This is a genomic window from Streptomyces sp. NPDC029044 (assembly GCF_040637495.1).
Lineage (GTDB): Bacteria > Actinomycetota > Actinomycetes > Streptomycetales > Streptomycetaceae > Streptomyces.
In genome coordinates this window covers 123,763-142,875 of sequence record NZ_JBEZWN010000004.1, presented here as the reverse complement: position 1 = coordinate 142,875, position 19,113 = coordinate 123,763, and the positions used below count along the sequence as shown (strand labels likewise).

The window sequence follows — 19,113 nt, the reverse complement described above, 5'->3', positions numbered from 1 at the left end:
CTGACCGGCAGTCGGTCCCGCCCATAGGCTGCGGCCATGACGACCGACTCGCCGATGCCGTCCCCACCGTTCCCCTCGCCCGACAGCGCCGTACTCCGGCTGATTGTCGGCAACGCCATCGCGGCGGTCCGCAGCGGCGGAGCCTCGGTGGAGGAGGTGATCCTCCACGCAGCCGTCCACGGTTGGTACGAGGGCCACGTCCAGGGCGAGGACAACTGCCTCGGCTGCGACTTCCGGGGCGAGCTACCCAGGTACGGCAACCGCGGCTGAGCGTGGCCGGATCCGTTCACTCCTGCTCTTCGTGCTCGACAACAAGAGGGTCGTTCCGTGGCGCGCCATGGGCCCTGGGAGCGTGGACGGCATAGCCCACAACCAGCGGGCACGCACGCCCGTGTAGGCGCGCGTCCTTCCCCCAGCGCCGGTGGGCGTACGAGGATGACCAAGTGGGCGTCGGAGCCACGTGACCTGTGGCAAGCTCATCCCCTTGGGGGAGAGGGACAGCTGATGACCCATTACCAATGCGGATCGTGCTCGTTTCAGAGCGACCATCTCGGCGAGACTGAACAGCACTCGCAGCAGACGGGCCACGTTTGCATCGGCAAGGACGGTGCCGGGCCGGCCGGAGGTAAGTTCGGCAAAGCCAAGGTCCTGGTCAAGGCCGGCGTCGGCGTTCTGGCCACCACCGCCATCGGGGTCCTCGCCTGGAAGTACAGGGGACTTCAGGAAGAGCACGAAGGGCTTCAGGAAGAGCACGAGGAACTCCAGACGAAGCACGAGGGGCTCCTGTCCATAGCTGCCGGACTGGTCACGCAGTTGGCGGAGTCGACGGCGGAGAAGGAGAGTCTGAAGTCGGAAAACGACTACCTGAAGTCAGCCACCGGTGCCTCGAAGACGCTCAAGAGCTACGACTGCTGAGTGAGGGCTTACCTCGGATGGTGCCACTGGGTGGACGGGTGCCCCCAGTGCTCGATGCCGTTGAAAGGTCGAGTGGGTTGTGATCTCGTGGCCCCCCGGTCGGGGAGGGACGGCGGCCACGAGATCACAACCCCGCACAGACCCTAGGAGGGCCTGTCTGTCCGTTCTTGGAACTCTGCGAGGGCGGATGCTGGCCCAGCCGCCACGGCGGCCTGGTAGCGCTCCTCCACCAGGTCGACGAACGTACGGTCACGGCGATCACCCGCGCTCATGGTGCGGCGCCATCCAGGCCCTTCGCGCTCCCACTGTTCGCGCGCGATCTCGCCGCGGAAGTGGCTGTCGAGCTTCACGGCGAGCTTCTGAGCGGGTAAGTGACCGATGCGGAAGCGCTGCAGCAACTCGCCGAGAGCAAGGGACGTGATCAAGTGCTGCTGGTGCCTCTTCAAGGAGACCGGCGCGGTGGGCGGTGACCACGCTTGGAGCAGATCCGGGTTGCTCAGCGCAAGCGCCGCGAGTTGGAGGTGGCTATCCCTGATGGCCTGCTCGTTGCTCGTACGGGCCTGGCGAACCTGGTAGAGGAGCGAGAGTGCCACGCCGGCAAGGGCTACGGCCGAGAACACGACAGAGACGGCCCCGTACGTCTGACTGACGTCACTGAGCTTTCCCCAGTCCGTGCCTGGGGGAGCCATCGCGGCCAGCAGGAACGGGGTGAACGCGATCAGTCCTATCACCCCGAGTCCGAGTAGGCCGTACGCTAGGCCCGTCGAAAGCCTCCGGGCGCGTTGAGTGCTGCCCCTGCCGGTCGTCACATGTCCCCCTGGATACCCGATTGGCGACGCTCGCCGACCAGGATGAAGCTGGCTCCGACCCGCGACAAGTAGGCCCGGCGAGCCAGCCAGGGAGCTGACGATCAATAACTCCTCCGTTTCTGTGGCCCTGTTGGTCCGTAGGGTGCGGGTGTTACGGAGGGGTTGAAGCGGGACCGTAGGCGCGCACGCGAACAACGAGATCAAGGGGTTGTTGATCGACCGCTCCCTGCCGTGATCAAGCTCGGAAGCTGCGCAAGAGAGTCACCCGTGAAGTACGAGCTAGATTCCGGTGCCCGCGGCTCGGCCAAGCGCTCGTGCCACCCGCCGCACCAGTGTGGTGGGCTTCAGGTTCCGTTCCACCCTGAGCAGGTAGCTGACCGGAGAGCCAGCGAGCTGAGCGTCGCGTGCCTCGGCCGTGGCCTGGCGCAGGGTTGCGGCGGCGATCGCGAGACTCCCTCCGGCGATCGGCACGTTGCCTGCCCAGCCGCTTGCCGCCGCAGCGAGGGCGGGCACTTCGAACTTGTAGTTCAGCGCGCTGTAGAAGGTTTTGAGGTTGAGGCCGCTCATAGCCTTGCGCAGGTCCTCAAGTGGCTGGGCGATGCTCTCGTCGACTGTCATCCGAAGGTGGTGTTCGAAGGCTGCGCGGTCTTCGATGCCGCCCACCTGCTCCCGCAGGTCTGCCGCAGCCTTGTCGACTGCTTGCCTGAAGGCACTGAATTCTGCCTTGTAGTCGTTCCGCAGTTGGATGATCTTCGCCACCGGCACCGAGCGCAGGCCGTCCGGGAGGACGCACTGCACGGCCATCAGCCCAAGTCGCGTTGTCTCATCGGAGCTTGCCGGTCGGGGCGGCTCGCCCAACATGGCAGCAGCGATCCGGTCGCTGTCCCAGCCGTCCGTGGCGCTGTGGGACGCGACCTGGTCGGTGATCGGGGCGTAGCACGTACGGCGGGCCAGCTCCTCGGTGAGTACACACTTGTAGATCCAGGCCAGGACCGGGTCCATGGCCAGCCATGTCACGGACGCGGATCGGGCGATGCGCGACCGCATGGCCGGCACGGCGAGACCGGCGCCGCGTAGGGCGTCGACAAGCCCTGGCTCGACCTCGTGCGGGTAGAGGCCGGCGAGGGGGCGTTCGTCGCGCGGAAGCGTTCGCAGGTCGTCGGGCGAGGTCGGCTCGGCGTTGATGATCCGCTGTCCCATCATCAACGGCTCGGGCCGGTTCCTCTGTTGCGTGTGGAAGGGTCGGGTGTCGGCAGTTGCCAGAAAGCGCTGCCGCAGTTCGGCGCCGTGGTCCTCGACGGCCTTCAGGAAGGCGGGGGCGACAGCGGCTGCGGCTTCCCTGGGGTCCATGTCGGTGAGGAAGTTGTCCAGCCCGTCGCGCAGGGCCTTGACCAGGTCCGGGTCGCTGACAGGAAATCCGCGTGGGACGACTCGGGCCAGGCCCGGCCAGTAAAGGGCGGCGGCCTTGATCCACTGCTCCTTGCGGAAGTGCACGTACGGGTAGTAGAGGCCGATCCGCTGCACTGCTGCCCTTTCACCACGTCCTGTCGGCCTCGCCGGATGCGTCCGGGGGCCGACAGCATGCTACGCAAGCGGTGTTCGCTCCTAGTGCATAGAGCGGAACCGCGCTGCTCTACTCCAGGTAGGTGTCGGCGAAGGCGCCGTCGAAGCCGAGTGCGATCAGGCCCTGTTCGACGCTGGGGTAGGTCGTCCCGTCCGGGATGGCGATCACGGCGTCGAAGTCGGCGCGGCTGATCTCGGGCTCGAGCCACTGGTTGCCGCAGCGGCAGCGGACCCAGACGTTGCGGCCGTGGTTGATGAGCAGCCAGTCGCGCCGGGCCCGGCAAGCCGAGCACATCACGGGGATCCCGCGCAGGGAAAGCGCCGGCGGGTGGCTGAGGCAGCGCGTTGCGCCGGGTCCGCTGGGCGGCTGCGTCTCGTACTGGAGTTGCGACAGCGGATCGCGTCCGGCGGGGGCGGCGGGCAGGACGGGGGTCGGCTCTACGTGGTGGTCGGTCGTTCTTAGCACGAGCGTCATCTCCCGGTCGAGGGCCTTCTCTTCATCCGTAACAGCCGGTGGAGCCGGTTGTCCAGACGTTTCGCGTGGTCCGGCAGGCAAGTGGCGGGCCTGCCGGACCACTGGTCAGCGGCGCGGCGGGCGACTGCCCGGGCCCGGTGCGGCGGGCCTGGGCGCGGCCGAAGGTGCGGGCCGGACGCCAGCCTGGTTGGCGGGAGCCGGGGCGCGGCCGGTGCCGGCCTGCGGACGTCGAGCGTCCTCGCCGGGGTGGGCGGGGAGCTGGGCGAGGCGGCGCAGTCGCCAGACGAGGACGTCGTTCACGTCCTCGGCCGTGTCGAGTTCGCGGATGGCGACGGCCTCCTGCAGGAGGGCCTCGGGGTCGTGGCCTGCCTGCTCGGCTTGGGCCAGGGTGGCGGCTAGGGCATCGTTCTTCGTGTTCGTGCCGGGGCGGGTGCCATTCTCGGGCAGTGCGGCGCGGATGGTGGTCTCGTAGGTGCGGCGCTGGGCTTCGGGCAAGGCTCGTCCCTGCTCGCGCAGGGTCTGCATGGGTGCGGCGGCGGCTTGGTGGTAGGCGGCGCGAAGGTGCTCGGCGGCCTGCCGGGAGGCTTCGGCCTGCTGGGCGTGACCGCGTGCGGAGTGCCAGCGTGCTGCGGCCAGCGCCACCAGGACCAGGGTGGAGACGAGCATGGCTGTGGTGCCGCCGTCTTCTCCTTGGCCGAGCGCGCCGCCGGCCTGGATGATGCCCCGGGCCGCGGAGCGGATCGCCCGGGTGTCGGCGCGTTCGGCTCGGATGTGGCTGCGGGTGGCGCGTTCGAAGGAGCGAGCGGCGGCGCTCAGTTCGGCTCGTGTGGCGGCCGGAGAGGTCTGGGCGACGGCGTCGAGGAGTTCGCCGACTCCGACGAGTTGGGCTGCGGCTTCGTCGTCGTCGGTGTCCAGGAGGACTGCGGCGCGCTCGGCGATCCCCGTGGCGGTGCGTCGCCCCCTCGCGGGCAACGACCAGTCCGAGCGGCTGCTGTCGGCTTCCGGCAGCGGGCTCGTGTCGGGGGTTCCGTCGGCGAGGCGGCGCTGGATCTTGGGATAGGAGAGGTCGGGGGCCAGGGTCGATCCCGCGAACCAGACCGGCTCGCGGTCGCGGTTGCGGTCGCCGGGCAGCGCGACCGTGTAGCCGAGGACGTCACCGGACGGGGCGTGCCGGAGCCTTACGCGCAGGCCCGCTTCACGAAGGCGGGTGAAGAACTCGGCTTCGCTGGCGGCTCCGGCGACGGCCTGGCGGACGGCTTCGCGAAGCGTTTCGCGCGGTGTCTCGGGTCGGCCGGTCCGCTCGGCTTTGAAGCGCTCGGCGCTGGTGGGCGTCTTGGCCCCGGTGCCGTCGCCGGGCTTGAGCCGACGCAGGCCCATCTCCTGTTCGATGCGACGGCATTCGGCCTGTGCCTTCTTGAAGTCGTAGTTCATCCTCGGGCGGCGCAGGTCGCCTCGGACCATGGTGGCCAGGATGTGGATATGGTCGTCGGCGTGGCGCACCGCGACCCAGCGGCAGCCGTCAGGATCGCCTTCGGGGGCGAGGTTGACCGCGTGGACCAGGCGGCGGGCGACGGTGTTCCACTCGTCGTCGGTCAGGGTCCGGTCGCGGGGGTCGGTACGCACCGAGCAGTGCCAGACGTGATGGGCCGGCGCCTTGTCGCCGGCCTGCTTGACCCGCAGGTCCAGGGCTGCGGCGAGCCGGGCCAGGGTGACCTTGGGATCCGGGTCGGGGCTGGTGTCACGTCCGGGGTCGGGGGCGAAGCCGTCCCAACTGCCGACGAGGTGGGGGTCGGTGTGCTCGTCGCGCTTGCCGGGGCCGTACAGGTAGACGAGCAGGCCGTGGGTGCGCGAGCCTCGTCGGATCTTGGGGACCATCAGAGGCGCTTCTCCACCAGAGTGTCGGCCGCGTTGTCTACGCGGGCCAGGACGCGGTTCACGGTCGTCAGGGCGCGGTCGAGTTCGCCGGGGCGGGGCTGTCCTCCGGCGTTGTAGACGAAGGCGATCTGGTTGATGTTGTTGCCGACACGGGAGATGGCGGTGCGCAGGGCGACCAGCTCGTCGATGGCGGCGTCGAGCTGTTCGTTGGTGTGCACGGTGGTCGAACCGCGGGCGACGGCGAGGCCGGCGGCGGCGAGGAATCGGGCGACGGTGACGGCGCGCTGCTTGGCGGCGGCGGCGATCTCGGTCTTCTCGGTGTCGGACAGGCGGGTGGTCGTCTTGTGGGTGCGCTGGCTCGGGTTGCGGGTGCGGCGGCGTGGCTTTCGGTCGGGGAACGCAGGTTGGCTCGGGCTCTGCTGCTCGCGCGGCGCGCGGTCGTCTGCTTCTCCTCCCACGACAGGCGCCCCCTGGTGCCGGGAGTCCGGCTGGTCACCGTGCGCCCTCGCTCGGGGACCAGCCGGACTTCCCCCGCCCTCCTGGGCGGGGGCAAGTGCATACGACGGGCCGTAGGACCGTCGTATGCGACAACTTGCTCCGCCTGGAGCCGAGTTGGAGTCACGCGGCGGTCCGGAGGTGCTGGCCGTCGGGTCGTTGGCGGTCACCGGCCCGTCTCCGCGTCCTGCTGGTGGATGTCGCGGACGATGTCCTCGATCCAGTCCATGGCGAGGACCGGGTGGTGCAGGGTCCAGGGGCGGCTGTGTCGATGTCGTTGCACGGTCCAGGCGTTGTCGGGACCGGATTCGGCGCGGTGGAGGTGGCCGCGCTGATGCAGGACGGTCAGCCAGGTGTCCACCTCGGCGGGTGTCGCGGGTTTCGTGCGCATGGCGGTGCTCTCCGGTTCACGGGAGGACGTCGTGGGGCGGGCCGTCCGGGGCGGGTGACCGGCCGAGGTGTCCGACCCGGTCACCCGCCCCATGGGTGTGCGGTCAGTTCCGGGGGGTGGTGACCGACTGTCCGTGCTGCTGGCGGAGCTGGACCATCAGGGCGGTCAGCGTGTCGCTGGACAGCGGGATCTGCTGACCGCGGATCGCCTGGGCGACCACCTTGCGGGTCAGTTTGTCCTCGGCCCTGACCGCTGACCGGGCGATCTCCAGCAGCTCCTCGGTGTCCGGGTCAGGTCGCCGGCCACCGGTCGCCCGGGGGGTGCCGTCAGTGACCGGTGCCGGAGTGACCGGCCGGTCGTTAACCGGCGAGAGGTTGTTCGGGTAACCAGTGACCGGCTCGGTGACGGTCTGTCGGTCACTGACCGCCGGGGTGGTGTCCGGCTGTCCGCCCAGGTCAGCGGCCTTGGGCTCCCAGCCATGGTGACCAGTGTCCGGACTGCCGCTGTCCGCCGGGGTACTGTCCCCGCTCGGTGTCCGGGCATCCGGGGTTTGCTTCTCCAGAGACAGGCGGGGCCGGTCGGTCAGGGCGGTGACCGGCTGTCCGGCGCCGACCTGACCGGGCTGCGGCTGCTGCTGACCGGCCCGGTCAGTCCGAGTGACCGCGATGCGCTCGGGCTGACTGGGGTGACCGGCCTGACCGAGGTCATCGCGGTCACCTCGGTCACTGTCCTTGACCGGCCCCCGGGCGATGAGGATGTACAGGTGCACCGCACCGGCCAGGGCCAGCGGGGCGATGGTGGACAGCACCGCGACCACTGCGTCTCCGAGCCGCAGGCCGGTGGCCGAGGTGTGCTCTTCGTTGAGCCTGACCGCGTGCAGCGCGTTGGCCCAGATGCTGGCGGCGGTGGCCGTGCCGAAGAGCGTCCACACGTAGAACCGGGCTCGCAGGGGGGCGTTGCGCAGGACCAGCAGGGCACGGATGCCGTACGCGATGAACCCGTCGATCACCAAGGGGAAGAGGTAGGTCAGCAGACCCCGCACGTGGATGGCGACGGCCATCTGCTGCAGGGCATCGTAGGACAGGGCGCATCCTGCGCCGCCGAGGGCTATGACGACCGCGCGGTCCCAGCCGGTGACGTGCGCCGTACTTGGCGCGCTCGCGATACTCACGCCGCCGTCCCGAAGTCGTCGCGGCCCAGGTGCTTGCCGTCGGTCTCAGGGGGTGAGGCGGTCTTCGTGTTCTTCTCCAGGTCGCGGTTGCGCAGGGCTCGGCGGGTCTCGCGGTAGAGCTTCTGGGCGTGCTCCTCGCTGATCTTCAGGAGCCAGGCCAGGCGTTGTTCGGTGATGCCGTGGCGGTAGGCGGCGCGCACGACCGCGCGGCGCTCGGCCTTGGTGAGGTGCACGTCGCGTCCGGCGATGGTGGCGTTGACCCGGCTGTAGTCGAGGCGGCTGGCGAGTTTCCCGTGCAGCGGCTCGCGCTCCTCCTCGGTCATCCCGCCCCGGATGCCGTGGGTGTCGCCGCCTTCCAGGGCGGCGTCCAGGCAGGTGCGGCGGACCGGGCACTGGCCGCACAGCGCCTTGGCTGCTGTGATCTTGACGGTCTCGTCGGGCTCGGGGAAGAAGATTTCGGGGTCCACCGGGTTGTACTCGGTGCTCTGGCAGACGGCCTGGTCCTGCCAGGTGTGGTCACCGAGCGAGCGGTGGCGGGCAGGGCTGATCGTCGTGGTGGTCATGCGGGTTGCTCCGATCGCTCTCCGCGCGCAGGGGCGTCGGCGGAGGGGTGCGCTTGGTCGGGAGGTGCATGGGGCGGCGCGCTGGAGGCGCGGCCCGGCGGTACGGCCGGCGGTGGGTCAGGCGGCGGGGCGGTGGCGTCTGCGGTCGACCGGCTCGAACTCGACCCGGGTGGTCATCTGCGCGAGCCGGGAGGTGACGCGGTCGCCGAGGTAGCCCCGGAGGTCCTTGATCGCCAGGTTGGTGGTGATCAGCGTCGGGAGCATGTGGTTGTACCGGCGGTTGATCAACCGGTAGGTGACTTCCTCGACCCACTCGGACGCCTTCGCCGCGCCGAGGTCGTCGATGATCAGCAGTGGGCACCGGCTGACCGCCGCCAGCTCCTGCTCACTGTCCACCCCGGGGCGAGGGCGCAGGTCGGCGTACAGGTCGGCGGCCGTGGTCGCGCGCCACCGCACGCCCACTCCGGTCTGCACCAGCTGTCGGACCGCCCCGTACGCCTGGTGCGTCTTGCCCGCGCCGACCACCCCGGCCATCAGCAGGCTCGGGCCGGTGGTGACCTGCCGCCGGGCTCCCCGGCTGGGGGCGACGGCCTGCTGGGCGACGTCCCGCGCCCAGGCCAGGACCTGCGGGTGGTCGGCGACCGCGCCCTGGTAGCGCGGGGGCATTCGTGGCCAGCAGGGCGTCCAGCGGGGAGAAGGGTTCGGGCTCGTCGGCCAGGGCAGCGACGGCGGCCGGGTCGATGTTGCGGGCGGCCAGGATCCGGGCCATCCGGTCCAGGGTGCCTGCGCCGCTGAGGGTCTGCGGGTCGCGGGTGTGGGTGCGCATCACAGCTCCTCGGCGTAGGCGGCGGCAGCGTCGACGGGGTTGGTCCACGCCTGGTGAGCGGGCACGTTAGGCCGGATTCCCGGCCGCGCCAAACCGGCCGTTCGTGCGTTCATGGCGTCGTTGACCAGGCTCGGCAGGCGGCTGGGGTGGCCCTGTATCTCCGCGAAGCGCTTCAGTCCGGCGCGGACGTGCTCCGGGGCGATCCCCTCGCCGAGGAGCTTCTTGGCGATGCGGCCGAGGTGTCCGATCACGTCGCTGGGCGGACGCTCGTCGCACGCGGCGACGTACTCGCCGATCAGGTCGCTGACCGAGACGGTGGTGGCGGGCGCTGTGCGCCCCGTAGGGAATGAAGATCCAGGATCCAAGATCCTTGATCCAGGCGCCGAGCCCTCTCCGAGACTTCGGGGAGGCTTCGGGGAACCTTCGGCGAATGCCACCTGACCTGCAGCTTTCTTGTCACCGCGATCAGGGGTCCCGGCGAGGCCGACCAAGGGGTCCTGCCGGGCGGCCGGGGCCCCGCTTCGGGGTATGGGAGGTGTCGGAGCGGGCTGCGTGGGCGGGTCGAGGGTTCGGGGAGCGTTCGCCGAAGTCTCGGCGACTTCTCGGGTAGGGGTGGGCGACGCTTCGGGGTGTCGGGTGCAGGTCCCCTTGCAGGGACCGCACCGGTCCGCCGCGTGGTGCTGCGGGCAGGAGGGCAGTCGGGACTGGCTGGGCTTGTCGATCTTCTGGTGCTCGGACCAGGTCACGACGTGGAGGTAGCGGCGGCCGTCACAGCCGGTGTATCGGCAGAGCAGGCCGGCGTTGGCAAGCTGCTGGAGGTCGTCCTCGACGTGGACCGAGGTGTGCTCGGCCCGCAGGGGCCAGAGCAACCCCGCGATGATCGCGGCGTTGTCGCGATGGCGGCCGTGGTCGTCGGCCTGGGTGAGGAGGCCGAAGAACGTCCGCTCCGCCTCGACGCTCACCTCGGCGAGCGACTCGGAGAAGAACGCCTCCGGCTTGATGGTCCGGATCCGTGCCATGTCAGCGGCCCCGACCGACGAGGTCGCTGCGGGTGAGGGTCGCGGTGGCGAGGTCGAAGGTATGAGGGCGGGTCCAGTTCACGTCCGGCCAGACCCGCATGATCCAGCGTGCCGCGACCCTGGCGGTCGTCCGGCTCAGCTCGACCGTTGCCCCGCCCGCGTCCTTGGCGATGGTGTGGGGGTGGGGCCACGTCTGGGCGGGGTCGGTGAGGCTGACACGGATGGTGGCCGCACCGGGGATCATGTCGGCGAGCTGGGCCGCAAGGCGGTGCTGGCGAGCCGTGTCCGGGCATGCCGGCGTTTCGCTCGGCGTGGCGAGCATGCGATACTCCGTTGTTCGTAGGAGTGCGGTGCGGCGGTTCTCGTGCAAAAGCCCCGCCGCCCGCGAGATGTGAATCGGTGCCCTTCGGAGCGCCGGCCCGGCGCTTGGGAGTTGGTAGCTCCCGGGCGCCGGTTTCATGTGCGGCTCGCACTGCGGCCTCACGGCCCTCTGAGCGGCGGCGTTCGCACCCGCTTCCCCCCTTCGCTTCGGTCTGCTCCTCGGAGGCCACAGCCTCCCTATTCGCGCCAGTCGATGGCGACGCGACGACACTAGACCAGCAAATATGGATCACGTCAACTGAGGAGAATGGAACGACCGCAGCAGGACGTGTATCGTCCACAGCAGTCGATACAACAAGAAACCAAGCGAGCTACCGAAGGACCCCGAAATGAGCGACGGAGCGCCCGCCGAGCCGCGCACCCTCGCGCAGAAGCTCGACCATCTCTTCAAGACGGTCCACCCGAAGAGCCGCGGTGAGTACACCTACGAAGAGGTGGCGCAAGCGATCCAGGAATCAGGGGGGCCAACCATCTCGGCGAGTTACATCTGGACCCTTCGGAAGGGCAAGAAGGACAACCCGACCATGAAGCACCTGGAGGCTCTCGCCGGCTTCTTCGGTGTCGCCCCCGCCTACTTCTTCAGCGACGAGTCGTCCGAGCGGATTGCCGCCCAGCTGGAACTGATCGAGACCATACGAGACAACGATGTGGTCGAGGTCGCCACCAGGGCCTCCGGCCTGTCGGTGGAGACCCTCAAGACGATCAAGGGTTTCATTGAGCGGGCCCGCCAACTGGAGGGACTGACCGACAGCGAGGCGTCCGGCCAGTGAACCCGCGGCGACGCCGGGATGTCGGTATACAATCCGACAGAAGGTGTGACGCAGGTCACCCACGCGGGTCCACTTACGCAGTTCGCGGAGCCATCCACGCGCACGGCCGCCCAATTCAGCCTTGATCAAGTGACGTCGAATCAGGCCCATTTCTTGATCGTCGCGGCGTTGAGCATGGTTTGAGCATGCTCCCGGCATATTCCCTTGAAGGTTGCCGTATCGTTCCCGTGCCGGAATGTTGGATTCCGGGGCGGCCTCTGCCGCAGACACGTACAGCGCCACCTGCGGAGCCGAGTTGTCGTTGCGTAGCCGAAGACAGCAACCGGACGACGGACGTCAGGACCGCCCGGACATCGGGGATGTGCTCGCGTCAATCGACATCCCGGACCCGTTCGACATCCAGGTCCTCTGCGACCGGATCGCTGCACAGCGCGGTCGTCCGCTCCATCTGCACAGTGTCCCCGGCGTCTCCGGCACCGACGCCCCGTGCGGGGTATGGATCGCCACCGAGAAGGCCGACCACATCTTCCACGAGGCGGCGACCAGCCCGCTCCACCAAGACCACATCATCCTGCACGAGATCGGTCACATGCTCCTGGGCCACCGGTCGATCCTCGACGGCGTCCAGGCAGACGGCGGCGGCCTGTTCCCGGACATCGACCCTGCCACCGTGGTCAGTCTCCTCACCAGGGCCAGCTACGGCACCGAGGACGAACGGGACGCCGAACGCCTCGCAGGACTGATCGCCGGCAGAGCCGCAGCCTCCCGCTCCAGCAAGACGCCACGCAGCAGTGTCCTGCGGCGCCTGGGCGACGCGCTCAGCGACTCGTAAGAACGTCCCGGAATGATCGACATAATTCCTGCGGTCCTGCTGTGGCTAGTCACGGCGTGGCGCACCCCGGCCGCATGGCGCGATCCCAGCAAGAGAGTGCTCTGGATCGCCTTACTAGCTCTCGCCGTCGCTATCACTCTCAGGGTGCCCTCCGTCGCCGCGCCCATGGACGCCGCAGTCGGAGTCAACAACCTGAGTGCCCTGGGCAAGCACCTCGGCTGTATCGTTGCCGCACATGCCGTGCTGACCTTCGTCCACGACATGGCCCAGGAGAATGCATCCGGACTGAAGTCCTTCCGCCTGCACCTCGTCTTCCCGTCGGCCGCGGTATCCATCGTCACGGTGCTGTTCTTCGCCACCCCGCAGCCGCGCGAAGCGGTCGACCTGCTGACCGAGTACTCCTCCGACTGGCACATCGCCGCCTACGGAGGGGTGTGGACGGCGTACCTCGGAGCGGCTCTGTTCAGCGCCTCCCGGCTGTGCTGGCGCTGGGGCCGACAGCCAGACGCCGGCCTCCTCGGCCATGGCCTGCGTCTCACCGGCATGGGCACCACCATCGGCATCGTCTACGCGACGCAGCGCGTGGTCGTCATCGTTCTGGGATTCCTGGGGTTGAGCCCCGTTCCGGCCAGCACGAGCGAGACGATCGGCGGCCTTCTGCTCTTCGGTGCACTGCTCTTCATCGTGACTGGCAGCACGCTGCCCGCCGCCGGGCGACTGCGCCGCTGGAGCCGCGAGTACCTCGACCTGCTGCAGCTGTACCCGCTCTGGCTCAGCCTCACGGAGGCCGTGCCCTCCGTACGCCTCGACCCGGCGCGACGCAGAACCACCGAGATACTCCACCCCCGCCGCGTTCACGACCGGCTGTATCGCCGCACCATAGAGATCCGAGACGCCGTCCTCACACTCAGCGACCACGCCCCCAGCAGCCTGCGTGACCAGGCACGCGACCACGTCGTGGCCTCCGGCCTCATCGGAGCCCAGGCGGACATCGCCGCCGAAGCCTGCTGGATCATCGGCGCCCAACAAGCCCGGCAGCACAACGAGCCCTTGTCCGGTGAGGCTCTCCCGCCCGCCAGCGGCGGCCGAGACCTGCCCAGCGAGATCCATGCGCTCAAGCAACTCGCAAAGGCCTACGCCTCTGATCTCACCCGCGCCTTCGCCGCCAAGCTCGACGATGCCCGAACCCTGGAGACGACGCAGTGACCCTGTCCCGCACGGCCCGCCTCATCACCGACACCCTCGCGCCGGCCAACCTCGTCATCGCGATACTTCTGATCATCGGCTGGCACAGCACGAGCAGCGTCACGGGGCTCGGATGGGGCGTGCTGGCGGCCCTGTTCTGCGGCGGCATCCCGTTCGCCGTCATCATGCTCGGCGTGAAGCGCGGCAGCTGGACCGACAAGCACATACGAGTCCGTGAGCAGCGAACCGTTCCTCTCCTCGCCACGATGACGTCCGTGCTCGTCGGCATCTCGCTGCTTGTTGCCTTCAAGGCACCCCGCGAGGTGTTCGCCTTGGTCGTCGCCATGCTCGTCGGCCTCATCGTGACCATGATCGTGACCGTCTGGTGGAAGGTCTCGGTGCACACCGCCGTCGCCAGCGGGGTGGTTGTGATCCTGCTGCTCGCCTACGGCATGAGCGTGGCGCCGTTGCTGCTCGGGATCGCAGCCATCGGCTGGTCCCGTGTCGCCCTCCGCGATCACACCCCCGCTCAAACCGTTGTCGGTGCCCTGCTCGGCGGGCTGGCAGCCGCCGTTGTGTTCAGCCTGATGCGCTGACACGCCCGCCCTTCAGCCTGACCCCGGCGTCCCTTCTGATGAGCGGAATTCGGCGAGCGGGCTGGTGACGGCCTCCCGCCATCGCTCCCGGTGACCGCTGGCGTGGAGCCGGTAGTACACCGTCTCGCGTCGCCCCTCGCCGGCCGCGCCATCGTGGCCGCCGATGTTGTGAGCGAGTAGGTAGTGGGCGAACAGGACGCTGCCGGCGGGGCCGACCGCCTGCGTCGGCTCGCCGAGCTCGATCTTGGGATACGGGCCCGGATTCATCTCCTCGACGCGCGCGAGGGCGTCGGCGCCGCGTTCGGCGAGGTACTGACCGAATCGCAGATGGGTGCCGGGCCACACCCACAGGTTTCCCCGGTGCCGATGGTCATGACCGGTGAGCCACACACCGGCCAGCAGTGAGAAGGATCCGGGACGTCCGTCCGGTTCGGTCGGCGTCAGACCGTCGACGTGTGGGCCTCCCGGCCGATGCGGCCAAGGCGGAATCGTGGTGGCCACCTGCGCGAAATCAGGGTCCTGCACATCCAGATCCGGACGCAGCAGCTGGCCGGCCAGATCCCCGACGCCTGTCTCCCGGTAGAAGTCAAGCAGTGGATGGCCCTCGGCGGCGAAGCGCGGCCACAGGAAATACGGTCCGACGTGATCGTCGGCGTGAGGCTGTCGCTCCAACAGCGCAGCGACCAGTTCGCGCCCGTCGGCAATCTGCTCGGCGCCGAGAACCTCGGGAATCACGACGAACCCCTGCTTGCGGAACGCGGTCCTCTGCTCGGCGGTGATCGTCACCATGCGGTTCAGTGCAGCAGGTGGCTCCTTCTCCAGCAATCGAATTATCGAGCGGGCGCTGCCCGCTACGGAGCCCTCCGCAGTTCTTCGCCAGCTGTGCCGATCGGCGCACTAGATGTCGGCTTGACCATCAGGGTCTACAACTTCGCCGGCCGCCCAGCGGTCGTCGCTTCCCATGCCGATGACCCTGCTGTCCACCAGCTCCGGAGAGCACGTGCGCCTCGTTCCGTTGGGGCGACGCTTATTAGGTTCCGAGCAACCGTGGCACGCCGAGACCGCACGCCTGATAGCGGAGTTGATCCCGTGCGAAGCCTGGCTGGTGGTAGTTGAACGCTTCTGCGTCTCAGGTGCCTCGGACGTCGCGTCCCAAGGCTGCCGAAATGGCGCGCTGATGGACGAGGCCGGTTCGCACCAGCTGAGCCTCTGGCGTGAAGCAGTCCACGATCGTCATGTGGTTGGCAGCCGGGCAGATGCCGCCGTCCACGATCACCGATGCGACCGCGCCCGTTGTTGTCAGGAAGTGGTTGACCTCGTCGAGGGTGATGGCCGGGCCGGGGTCGTCAGGTCCCGCGTCGCCGGAGATGTTGACCGTGGTCGCGGCGACGGGGGCGGTGGAAAGGGATGCCAGTCGGCCGAGGAGACCGGAGTCGTAGGTGGTCAGCGCGGGGGAACCGACGGCTGTATGCCTGGCGGCGTCGGCGGGATCGCGCCATGCCAGGAGGAGTGCGAGATCTCCGGGCCAGAACGCGTCGGCAAGCCGCCTGGCCTCCGCCGTGAACTGGAAGCGTTCCTCGCATGCCTCAAGGGAGGGCAGGACGAACGCCAGTGACTTGCCGGGCGGGCGCTTCTTGCCGTCGAAGATGCGCTTGCAGGCATCCGGGTTTCCGGCGTCGGCGCAAATCATGTACCAGCGCTTGGTCGGCACGATCACCAGCTCGCCAGCCTCGATCGCGCGTGCGGCGATGTCGAGGTCGGTGGGGTGAATCAGGCGCATGGATGGGCTCCTCACAAGGTCGCGGTCGGTGGTCATCGGGCCGTCGGGGCGGTAGCCGTGACGGCGGCGAGGGGTGGGTAGTCGAGCCACGGGTCGCGGAGGGCTTCGAGGCGGTGTTGGGCGTGGCGGGGGTGCGACACGCGGAAGTACGCCATGACTCTCGGCGTCGAGGTGTGGTTCCGTCCCACCGAGTGCGGGACGAGGTGGTGCATGAGCAAGACGTCACCCGGCTTGCCCAGGAAGGGTGTTCCGCTCTCGGTGTCGATCTGTGGCGGAACCTGCTCGGTGACGCCGAGGGACCACTCGGTGCCGAACCACCGGGCCATGGCCTGGTGCCCGCCGGGCAGGTAGCGCAGCGCCCCGCCGTCAGGATCGCTGATGTCGGAGAGCACCACGCCGACGAGCAGCGAGAACGTGCGCAGTTCGTCAGGATCCAGATGCGGGCAGGCGACTCCGTCGACGTGCATCGCCTTCTCGGGCTGCGACGTCGCCAGCGCGTCCTCGGGTAGTCGGATCTGGATCTGCGTTGAGGTGACCGGCTGGATGTCGCCGAGTAGCTCCGTCGCCAGTTCCTCCGCTCCCGAATTGGAGAACAGCCCCAGCAGGTCCGAGTGTTGGCCGAGTTCGGGTGCGAAGGTGCGTTGTGTGTATGCGGAGATCTGCGAGGAGTCCATCTGCTCGCGGACCCATCCGTCGATGAGGGACGCGGCTGGGGCGATCAGGTCCTCGGGGACGAGGCCGCGTCGGACGGCGACGCCGTCCCGTACGAAGCAGGTCTTCTCTTCAGGGGTGAGGGACATGGGTCCTCCGGAGAGTGTCCGGGACATCGGTGAGGCGGGCGAGTACCTCGGCGCCCGCTGCCAGGGCGCTCACGATGATCGAGTGGCCGGCGGGGGCGCTGGCTTTTCGGGGGTCGCCGCCGATGATGCCGAGTGAAGAAATGGCCGGGTCTCCGGATGACCATGGCCATGTGGTGCCGCGTCGGAGTATGAGCCGCTCGATTTCCTCGCGTCGGCCCGGATCGGGGGTGTGGTCGGCGGGGATACGGCCGAGGTGCACCGTGTCCGGGGCGAGGGCGAGCATCATCGAGGTCTCGCGGACACCCGCGTGGATCTCGGGCAGTTCGCTGTCGGTGGCCTCGAGCGAGAGCGAGACGGGGTGAATGACGCAGACCGCGATGGCGTAGGCCCGCTGGAGTTCGCGGGCCAGTGTTTCGAGGACGCCGCGGTTTCCGCCGTGCCCGTTGACGATGAGCAGCCGACGCGCGGCGGTGGCACTGACGTACTGGCCGACGACGGTGTCGATCAGGCTGCTGAACGTGGCGATGTTCAGCGAGACGGTGCCGGCTGCCCAGGCGTGCTCAGGGGAGAGTCCGTACGGCAGGGCTGGCAGGGCCCACAGGTCGTGGTGGTCGCCGTAGCGTCCGACCAGCATCTGGGTGAATCGGTCGGCTATGACGGTGTCGGTGTTGAGCGGCAGATGGGGGCCGTGCTGCTCCGTCGAGCCGATCGGCAGGACCAGGACCGAGTGGCGGCTGAGCCGCGCCGGGATGTCCGGCGCGGTCAGCAGGTCGTACCTGCGGGATCTCCCGGTTGCGCTCATGTCCGGTTCCGGCGGCCGATCCTGATGAGGAACTCGTTCTCCTCGCCGAAGGTGTCGTCGTCGCTGAACTCGGCCAGCGTCGTCTTCACCCTCGACTCGAACTCGCCCAGGCGGGCGCCGAACAGGTGCGGGGCCGCGAAGGAGGTCGAGTACAGGTATCCGAGGATGCTGTCGGTCGTCCAGGTGCGCTGGACCGGAACTCGTACTTCCTCGACCTGGTTGAAGGGTGACTCCTCCATGATCTCGCTGTAGGGGCGGTTGTGGTGCTGGAAGGTCCCCTGCCCGGCCCGCCGTTCCTCGCCGAGGAACTCCTTGATGACGCCGCGCACGGCTTCCTTCCAGGGGCTTCCGGCTGCCCAGAAGCTGTTGTCGCCGAAGACGGCGACGGCTCCGTCGGGGGCGACCTGTGCGTCGAGACCGGCCAGGACGGCTGCCTGGTCGAGCCAGTGGAAGGCCCGGCAGATCGTCACGAGATCCGCCGTCCACCCGGACGGCGGGTTGAACTCCTCGGCCGTGCATTCGACGAGGGACAGACTCGCGCCTTCCGGAAGTGCCGGGCGGAGCGCCGATTCGGCGGCGGCGAGCATGTCGGCGTCGTTGTCGATGGCGATGATGTCGTCGAAGCGTTCCAGGAGCGCTTCCACGACAAGGCCCGTCCCCGTACCGACGTCCAGCAGCCGGCGCGGGCTGTTGGTGGCCGTCGCCCGGTCCAGGACGTCGGCCACTTCGGCCGGGATGCCCGGACGGTACTGCCGGTAGTAGCCGACGGTGCCGGTGAACAGGCTGCTCATGGGTTTTCCTCCGTGCGTGAGAGTGCTTGGACGTGCTGGCCCGCGGCCGAGAGGTCGTCGACGACGAGCACGCCATGATCAACGATTAGATCCGGCTCGGGAGTTGGACGGCCACGCGATATCCAGACGGCCCCGACTCCGGCGTTGACGGCCCCAACCACGTCGCAGGCCCAGTCGTCACCGATGTGGAGGATGTGCGCCGGATCTACCGCGCAGTGTTCGGCTACTGCGTGGAATGCTCGCCGGTCCGGCTTGGCGTACCCGATACGGCACGAGGGGAAGAAGTCGCTCACCCATGGCGCTGTTCGGCGCCGGAGCCCGTCGGTGTCGGCGTCCGCGCAGGTCACATTGGACAGGGTCACGACCGTCGCCACTTCGCTCAGCATGCGCAGGGCGTCCATGGTCCCGGGAAACAGCGTGAGGGGAGCCGGTGGTAGATCCCGGGGGAAGTCGGCGGGTGCGACCTGAAGGGCCTCGCACACGTCGGCCACGACGGCGTCGCCGAGTGACGGCTGCGTGTGCAGGCGGTCGCGCATGATCTCGCGCGCCTGCTGCGCCGGCAGGGGGGATGCCGCGGTCAGCCGCATCGCGAGGCCGGGGCCTTCCGCAGTTCCCAACGTTCCGCCGACATCGACGCTGATGAGATGGGGACGTCGGCGGGTCACGCGGCGCTCCTCGCGGGAGGCAGTGCTGAGATGATGGCCGCGATACGAGCCGTACGGATCTCGCGCGTTGTGGCCTCGGACAAAAAGGTGAGGGCGTAGCGCAGTTCCGCGTCGTCCAGAGCTCCGAGGGTCCGCCCCTCGGCTTCGGCGGCCGACTCCAGGTCCCCCGGCGCCGATTGCGGACGCAGGCCATGCGGCAAGTGCAATGTCCCGGACCAGCATGCTCGGAGCACGGGCAGGGTTTCGGGGTCCGTGGGGTGCAGGACGGTGACGTCGTCCAGGGTCATGATGCGTACCGGGATGTTCGTACCGTCCAGGTCGAGACGTCCGGACAGAAAGGTGTCGTGCCCGCCGAGGCGTTCGGCCAGCACCAGGAGCGGCCCGTCAGGCGTGCGCCCCACGCATCCTT

At 68.9% G+C, this 19,113-nt stretch carries 23 protein-coding genes and 1 pseudogene; 6 read left to right on the top strand and 18 right to left on the bottom strand.

Features of this window, described 5'->3' with window-relative positions:
- The first annotated feature begins 36 nt into the window (after positions 1–36).
- Positions 37–270, top strand: a complete 234-nt coding sequence (locus AB0E85_RS05590) for a hypothetical protein (RefSeq protein ID WP_361922746.1) — start codon at positions 37–39, stop codon at positions 268–270.
- Between the two features lie 234 nt (positions 271–504).
- Positions 505–915, top strand: coding sequence for a hypothetical protein (locus tag AB0E85_RS05585; protein ID WP_361922744.1), 411 nt, complete (start codon positions 505–507; stop codon positions 913–915).
- Positions 916–1,058: 143 nt separating this feature from the next.
- Here AB0E85_RS05585 and AB0E85_RS05580 read toward each other — a convergent pair whose 3' ends face one another.
- The 11 genes and pseudogenes from AB0E85_RS05580 to AB0E85_RS05530 all read right to left on the bottom strand — a co-directional run bounded on the left by AB0E85_RS05580 (position 1,059) and on the right by AB0E85_RS05530 (position 10,424).
- Positions 1,059–1,646, bottom strand: a complete 588-nt coding sequence (locus AB0E85_RS05580; RefSeq protein ID WP_361922741.1) for a DUF6082 family protein — start codon at positions 1,644–1,646, stop codon at positions 1,059–1,061.
- 357 nt (positions 1,647–2,003) lie between these two features.
- Positions 2,004–3,248: a DUF6236 family protein gene (locus AB0E85_RS05575; protein WP_361922738.1), complete on the bottom strand. Its 1,245-nt coding sequence runs from the start codon at positions 3,246–3,248 to the stop codon at positions 2,004–2,006.
- A 109-nt stretch (positions 3,249–3,357) separates the two neighbouring features.
- Positions 3,358–3,762, bottom strand: a complete 405-nt coding sequence (locus tag AB0E85_RS05570) for a hypothetical protein (RefSeq protein WP_361922735.1) — start codon at positions 3,760–3,762, stop codon at positions 3,358–3,360.
- Between the two features lie 105 nt (positions 3,763–3,867).
- On the bottom strand, positions 3,868–5,637 hold the full coding sequence (locus AB0E85_RS05565) for a mobilization protein (protein ID WP_361922732.1): 1,770 nt from the start codon (positions 5,635–5,637) through the stop codon (positions 3,868–3,870).
- A complete protein-coding gene (mobC, locus tag AB0E85_RS05560) occupies positions 5,637–6,095 on the bottom strand; it encodes a plasmid mobilization relaxosome protein MobC (RefSeq protein ID WP_361922730.1) in 459 nt (152 codons plus the stop codon). The genes AB0E85_RS05565 and mobC overlap by 1 nt, the downstream gene beginning before the upstream one ends.
- Positions 6,096–6,298: 203 nt before the next feature.
- Positions 6,299–6,523, bottom strand: a complete 225-nt coding sequence (locus tag AB0E85_RS05555; protein WP_361922727.1) for a hypothetical protein — start codon at positions 6,521–6,523, stop codon at positions 6,299–6,301.
- Between the two features lie 103 nt (positions 6,524–6,626).
- A complete protein-coding gene (locus tag AB0E85_RS05550) occupies positions 6,627–7,694 on the bottom strand; it encodes a DUF2637 domain-containing protein (protein ID WP_361922724.1) in 1,068 nt (355 codons plus the stop codon).
- Positions 7,691–8,257 carry a WhiB family transcriptional regulator gene (locus AB0E85_RS05545; RefSeq protein ID WP_361922721.1) on the bottom strand — a complete coding sequence of 189 codons (567 nt, stop codon included), beginning with the start codon at positions 8,255–8,257 and terminating at the stop codon, positions 7,691–7,693. The genes AB0E85_RS05550 and AB0E85_RS05545 overlap by 4 nt, the downstream gene beginning before the upstream one ends.
- A 117-nt stretch (positions 8,258–8,374) precedes the next feature.
- Positions 8,375–9,083 (bottom strand): annotated as a pseudogene (locus tag AB0E85_RS05540) (ATP-binding protein).
- On the bottom strand, positions 9,083–10,102 hold the full coding sequence (locus AB0E85_RS05535) for a hypothetical protein (protein WP_361922718.1): 1,020 nt from the start codon (positions 10,100–10,102) through the stop codon (positions 9,083–9,085). The pseudogene AB0E85_RS05540 and the gene AB0E85_RS05535 overlap by 1 nt, the downstream one beginning before the upstream one ends.
- 1 nt (position 10,103) lies before the next feature.
- Entirely contained in the window at positions 10,104–10,424 is a 321-nt protein-coding gene (locus AB0E85_RS05530) for a transcriptional regulator (RefSeq protein WP_361922715.1), read from the bottom strand.
- A 388-nt stretch (positions 10,425–10,812) separates the two neighbouring features.
- Between AB0E85_RS05530 and AB0E85_RS05525 the strand changes: the two genes are divergently transcribed.
- From AB0E85_RS05525 to AB0E85_RS05510, 4 genes are all read left to right on the top strand, one after another.
- Positions 10,813–11,253 (top strand): helix-turn-helix domain-containing protein, encoded by a 441-nt coding sequence (locus tag AB0E85_RS05525; protein ID WP_361922712.1) that lies wholly within the window; start codon positions 10,813–10,815, stop codon positions 11,251–11,253.
- A 361-nt stretch (positions 11,254–11,614) separates the two neighbouring features.
- Entirely contained in the window at positions 11,615–12,085 is a 471-nt protein-coding gene (locus AB0E85_RS05520) for a hypothetical protein (protein ID WP_361922709.1), read from the top strand.
- A gap of 12 nt (positions 12,086–12,097) precedes the next feature.
- Entirely contained in the window at positions 12,098–13,291 is a 1,194-nt protein-coding gene (locus tag AB0E85_RS05515) for an MAB_1171c family putative transporter (protein WP_361922706.1), read from the top strand.
- On the top strand, positions 13,288–13,866 hold the full coding sequence (locus AB0E85_RS05510) for a phosphatase PAP2 family protein (protein ID WP_361922703.1): 579 nt from the start codon (positions 13,288–13,290) through the stop codon (positions 13,864–13,866). The genes AB0E85_RS05515 and AB0E85_RS05510 overlap by 4 nt, the downstream gene beginning before the upstream one ends.
- Before the next feature lie 12 nt (positions 13,867–13,878).
- Here AB0E85_RS05510 and AB0E85_RS05505 read toward each other — a convergent pair whose 3' ends face one another.
- The 7 genes from AB0E85_RS05505 to AB0E85_RS05475 all read right to left on the bottom strand — a co-directional run bounded on the left by AB0E85_RS05505 (position 13,879) and on the right by AB0E85_RS05475 (position 19,105).
- The gene (locus AB0E85_RS05505; RefSeq protein ID WP_361922700.1) at positions 13,879–14,655 is read right to left on the bottom strand and encodes a phytanoyl-CoA dioxygenase family protein; all 777 of its coding nucleotides are present in this window, start codon (positions 14,653–14,655) and stop codon (positions 13,879–13,881) included.
- 340 nt (positions 14,656–14,995) lie between these two features.
- Positions 14,996–15,646 carry a Sua5/YciO/YrdC/YwlC family protein gene (locus tag AB0E85_RS05500; protein WP_361922697.1) on the bottom strand — a complete coding sequence of 217 codons (651 nt, stop codon included), beginning with the start codon at positions 15,644–15,646 and terminating at the stop codon, positions 14,996–14,998.
- A gap of 32 nt (positions 15,647–15,678) precedes the next feature.
- Entirely contained in the window at positions 15,679–16,446 is a 768-nt protein-coding gene (locus AB0E85_RS05495) for a phytanoyl-CoA dioxygenase family protein (RefSeq protein WP_361922695.1), read from the bottom strand.
- Entirely contained in the window at positions 16,430–17,248 is an 819-nt protein-coding gene (locus AB0E85_RS05490) for a creatininase family protein (RefSeq protein WP_361922692.1), read from the bottom strand. The genes AB0E85_RS05495 and AB0E85_RS05490 overlap by 17 nt, the downstream gene beginning before the upstream one ends.
- Entirely contained in the window at positions 17,245–18,039 is a 795-nt protein-coding gene (locus AB0E85_RS05485) for a methyltransferase domain-containing protein (protein ID WP_361922689.1), read from the bottom strand. Before AB0E85_RS05485 ends, AB0E85_RS05490 begins: the two co-directional genes overlap by 4 nt.
- Positions 18,036–18,704, bottom strand: a complete 669-nt coding sequence (locus AB0E85_RS05480; protein WP_361922686.1) for an HAD family hydrolase — start codon at positions 18,702–18,704, stop codon at positions 18,036–18,038. The genes AB0E85_RS05485 and AB0E85_RS05480 overlap by 4 nt, the downstream gene beginning before the upstream one ends.
- Positions 18,701–19,105 carry a hypothetical protein gene (locus AB0E85_RS05475; protein WP_361922683.1) on the bottom strand — a complete coding sequence of 135 codons (405 nt, stop codon included), beginning with the start codon at positions 19,103–19,105 and terminating at the stop codon, positions 18,701–18,703. Before AB0E85_RS05475 ends, AB0E85_RS05480 begins: the two co-directional genes overlap by 4 nt.
- Positions 19,106–19,113 lie beyond the last annotated feature (8 nt).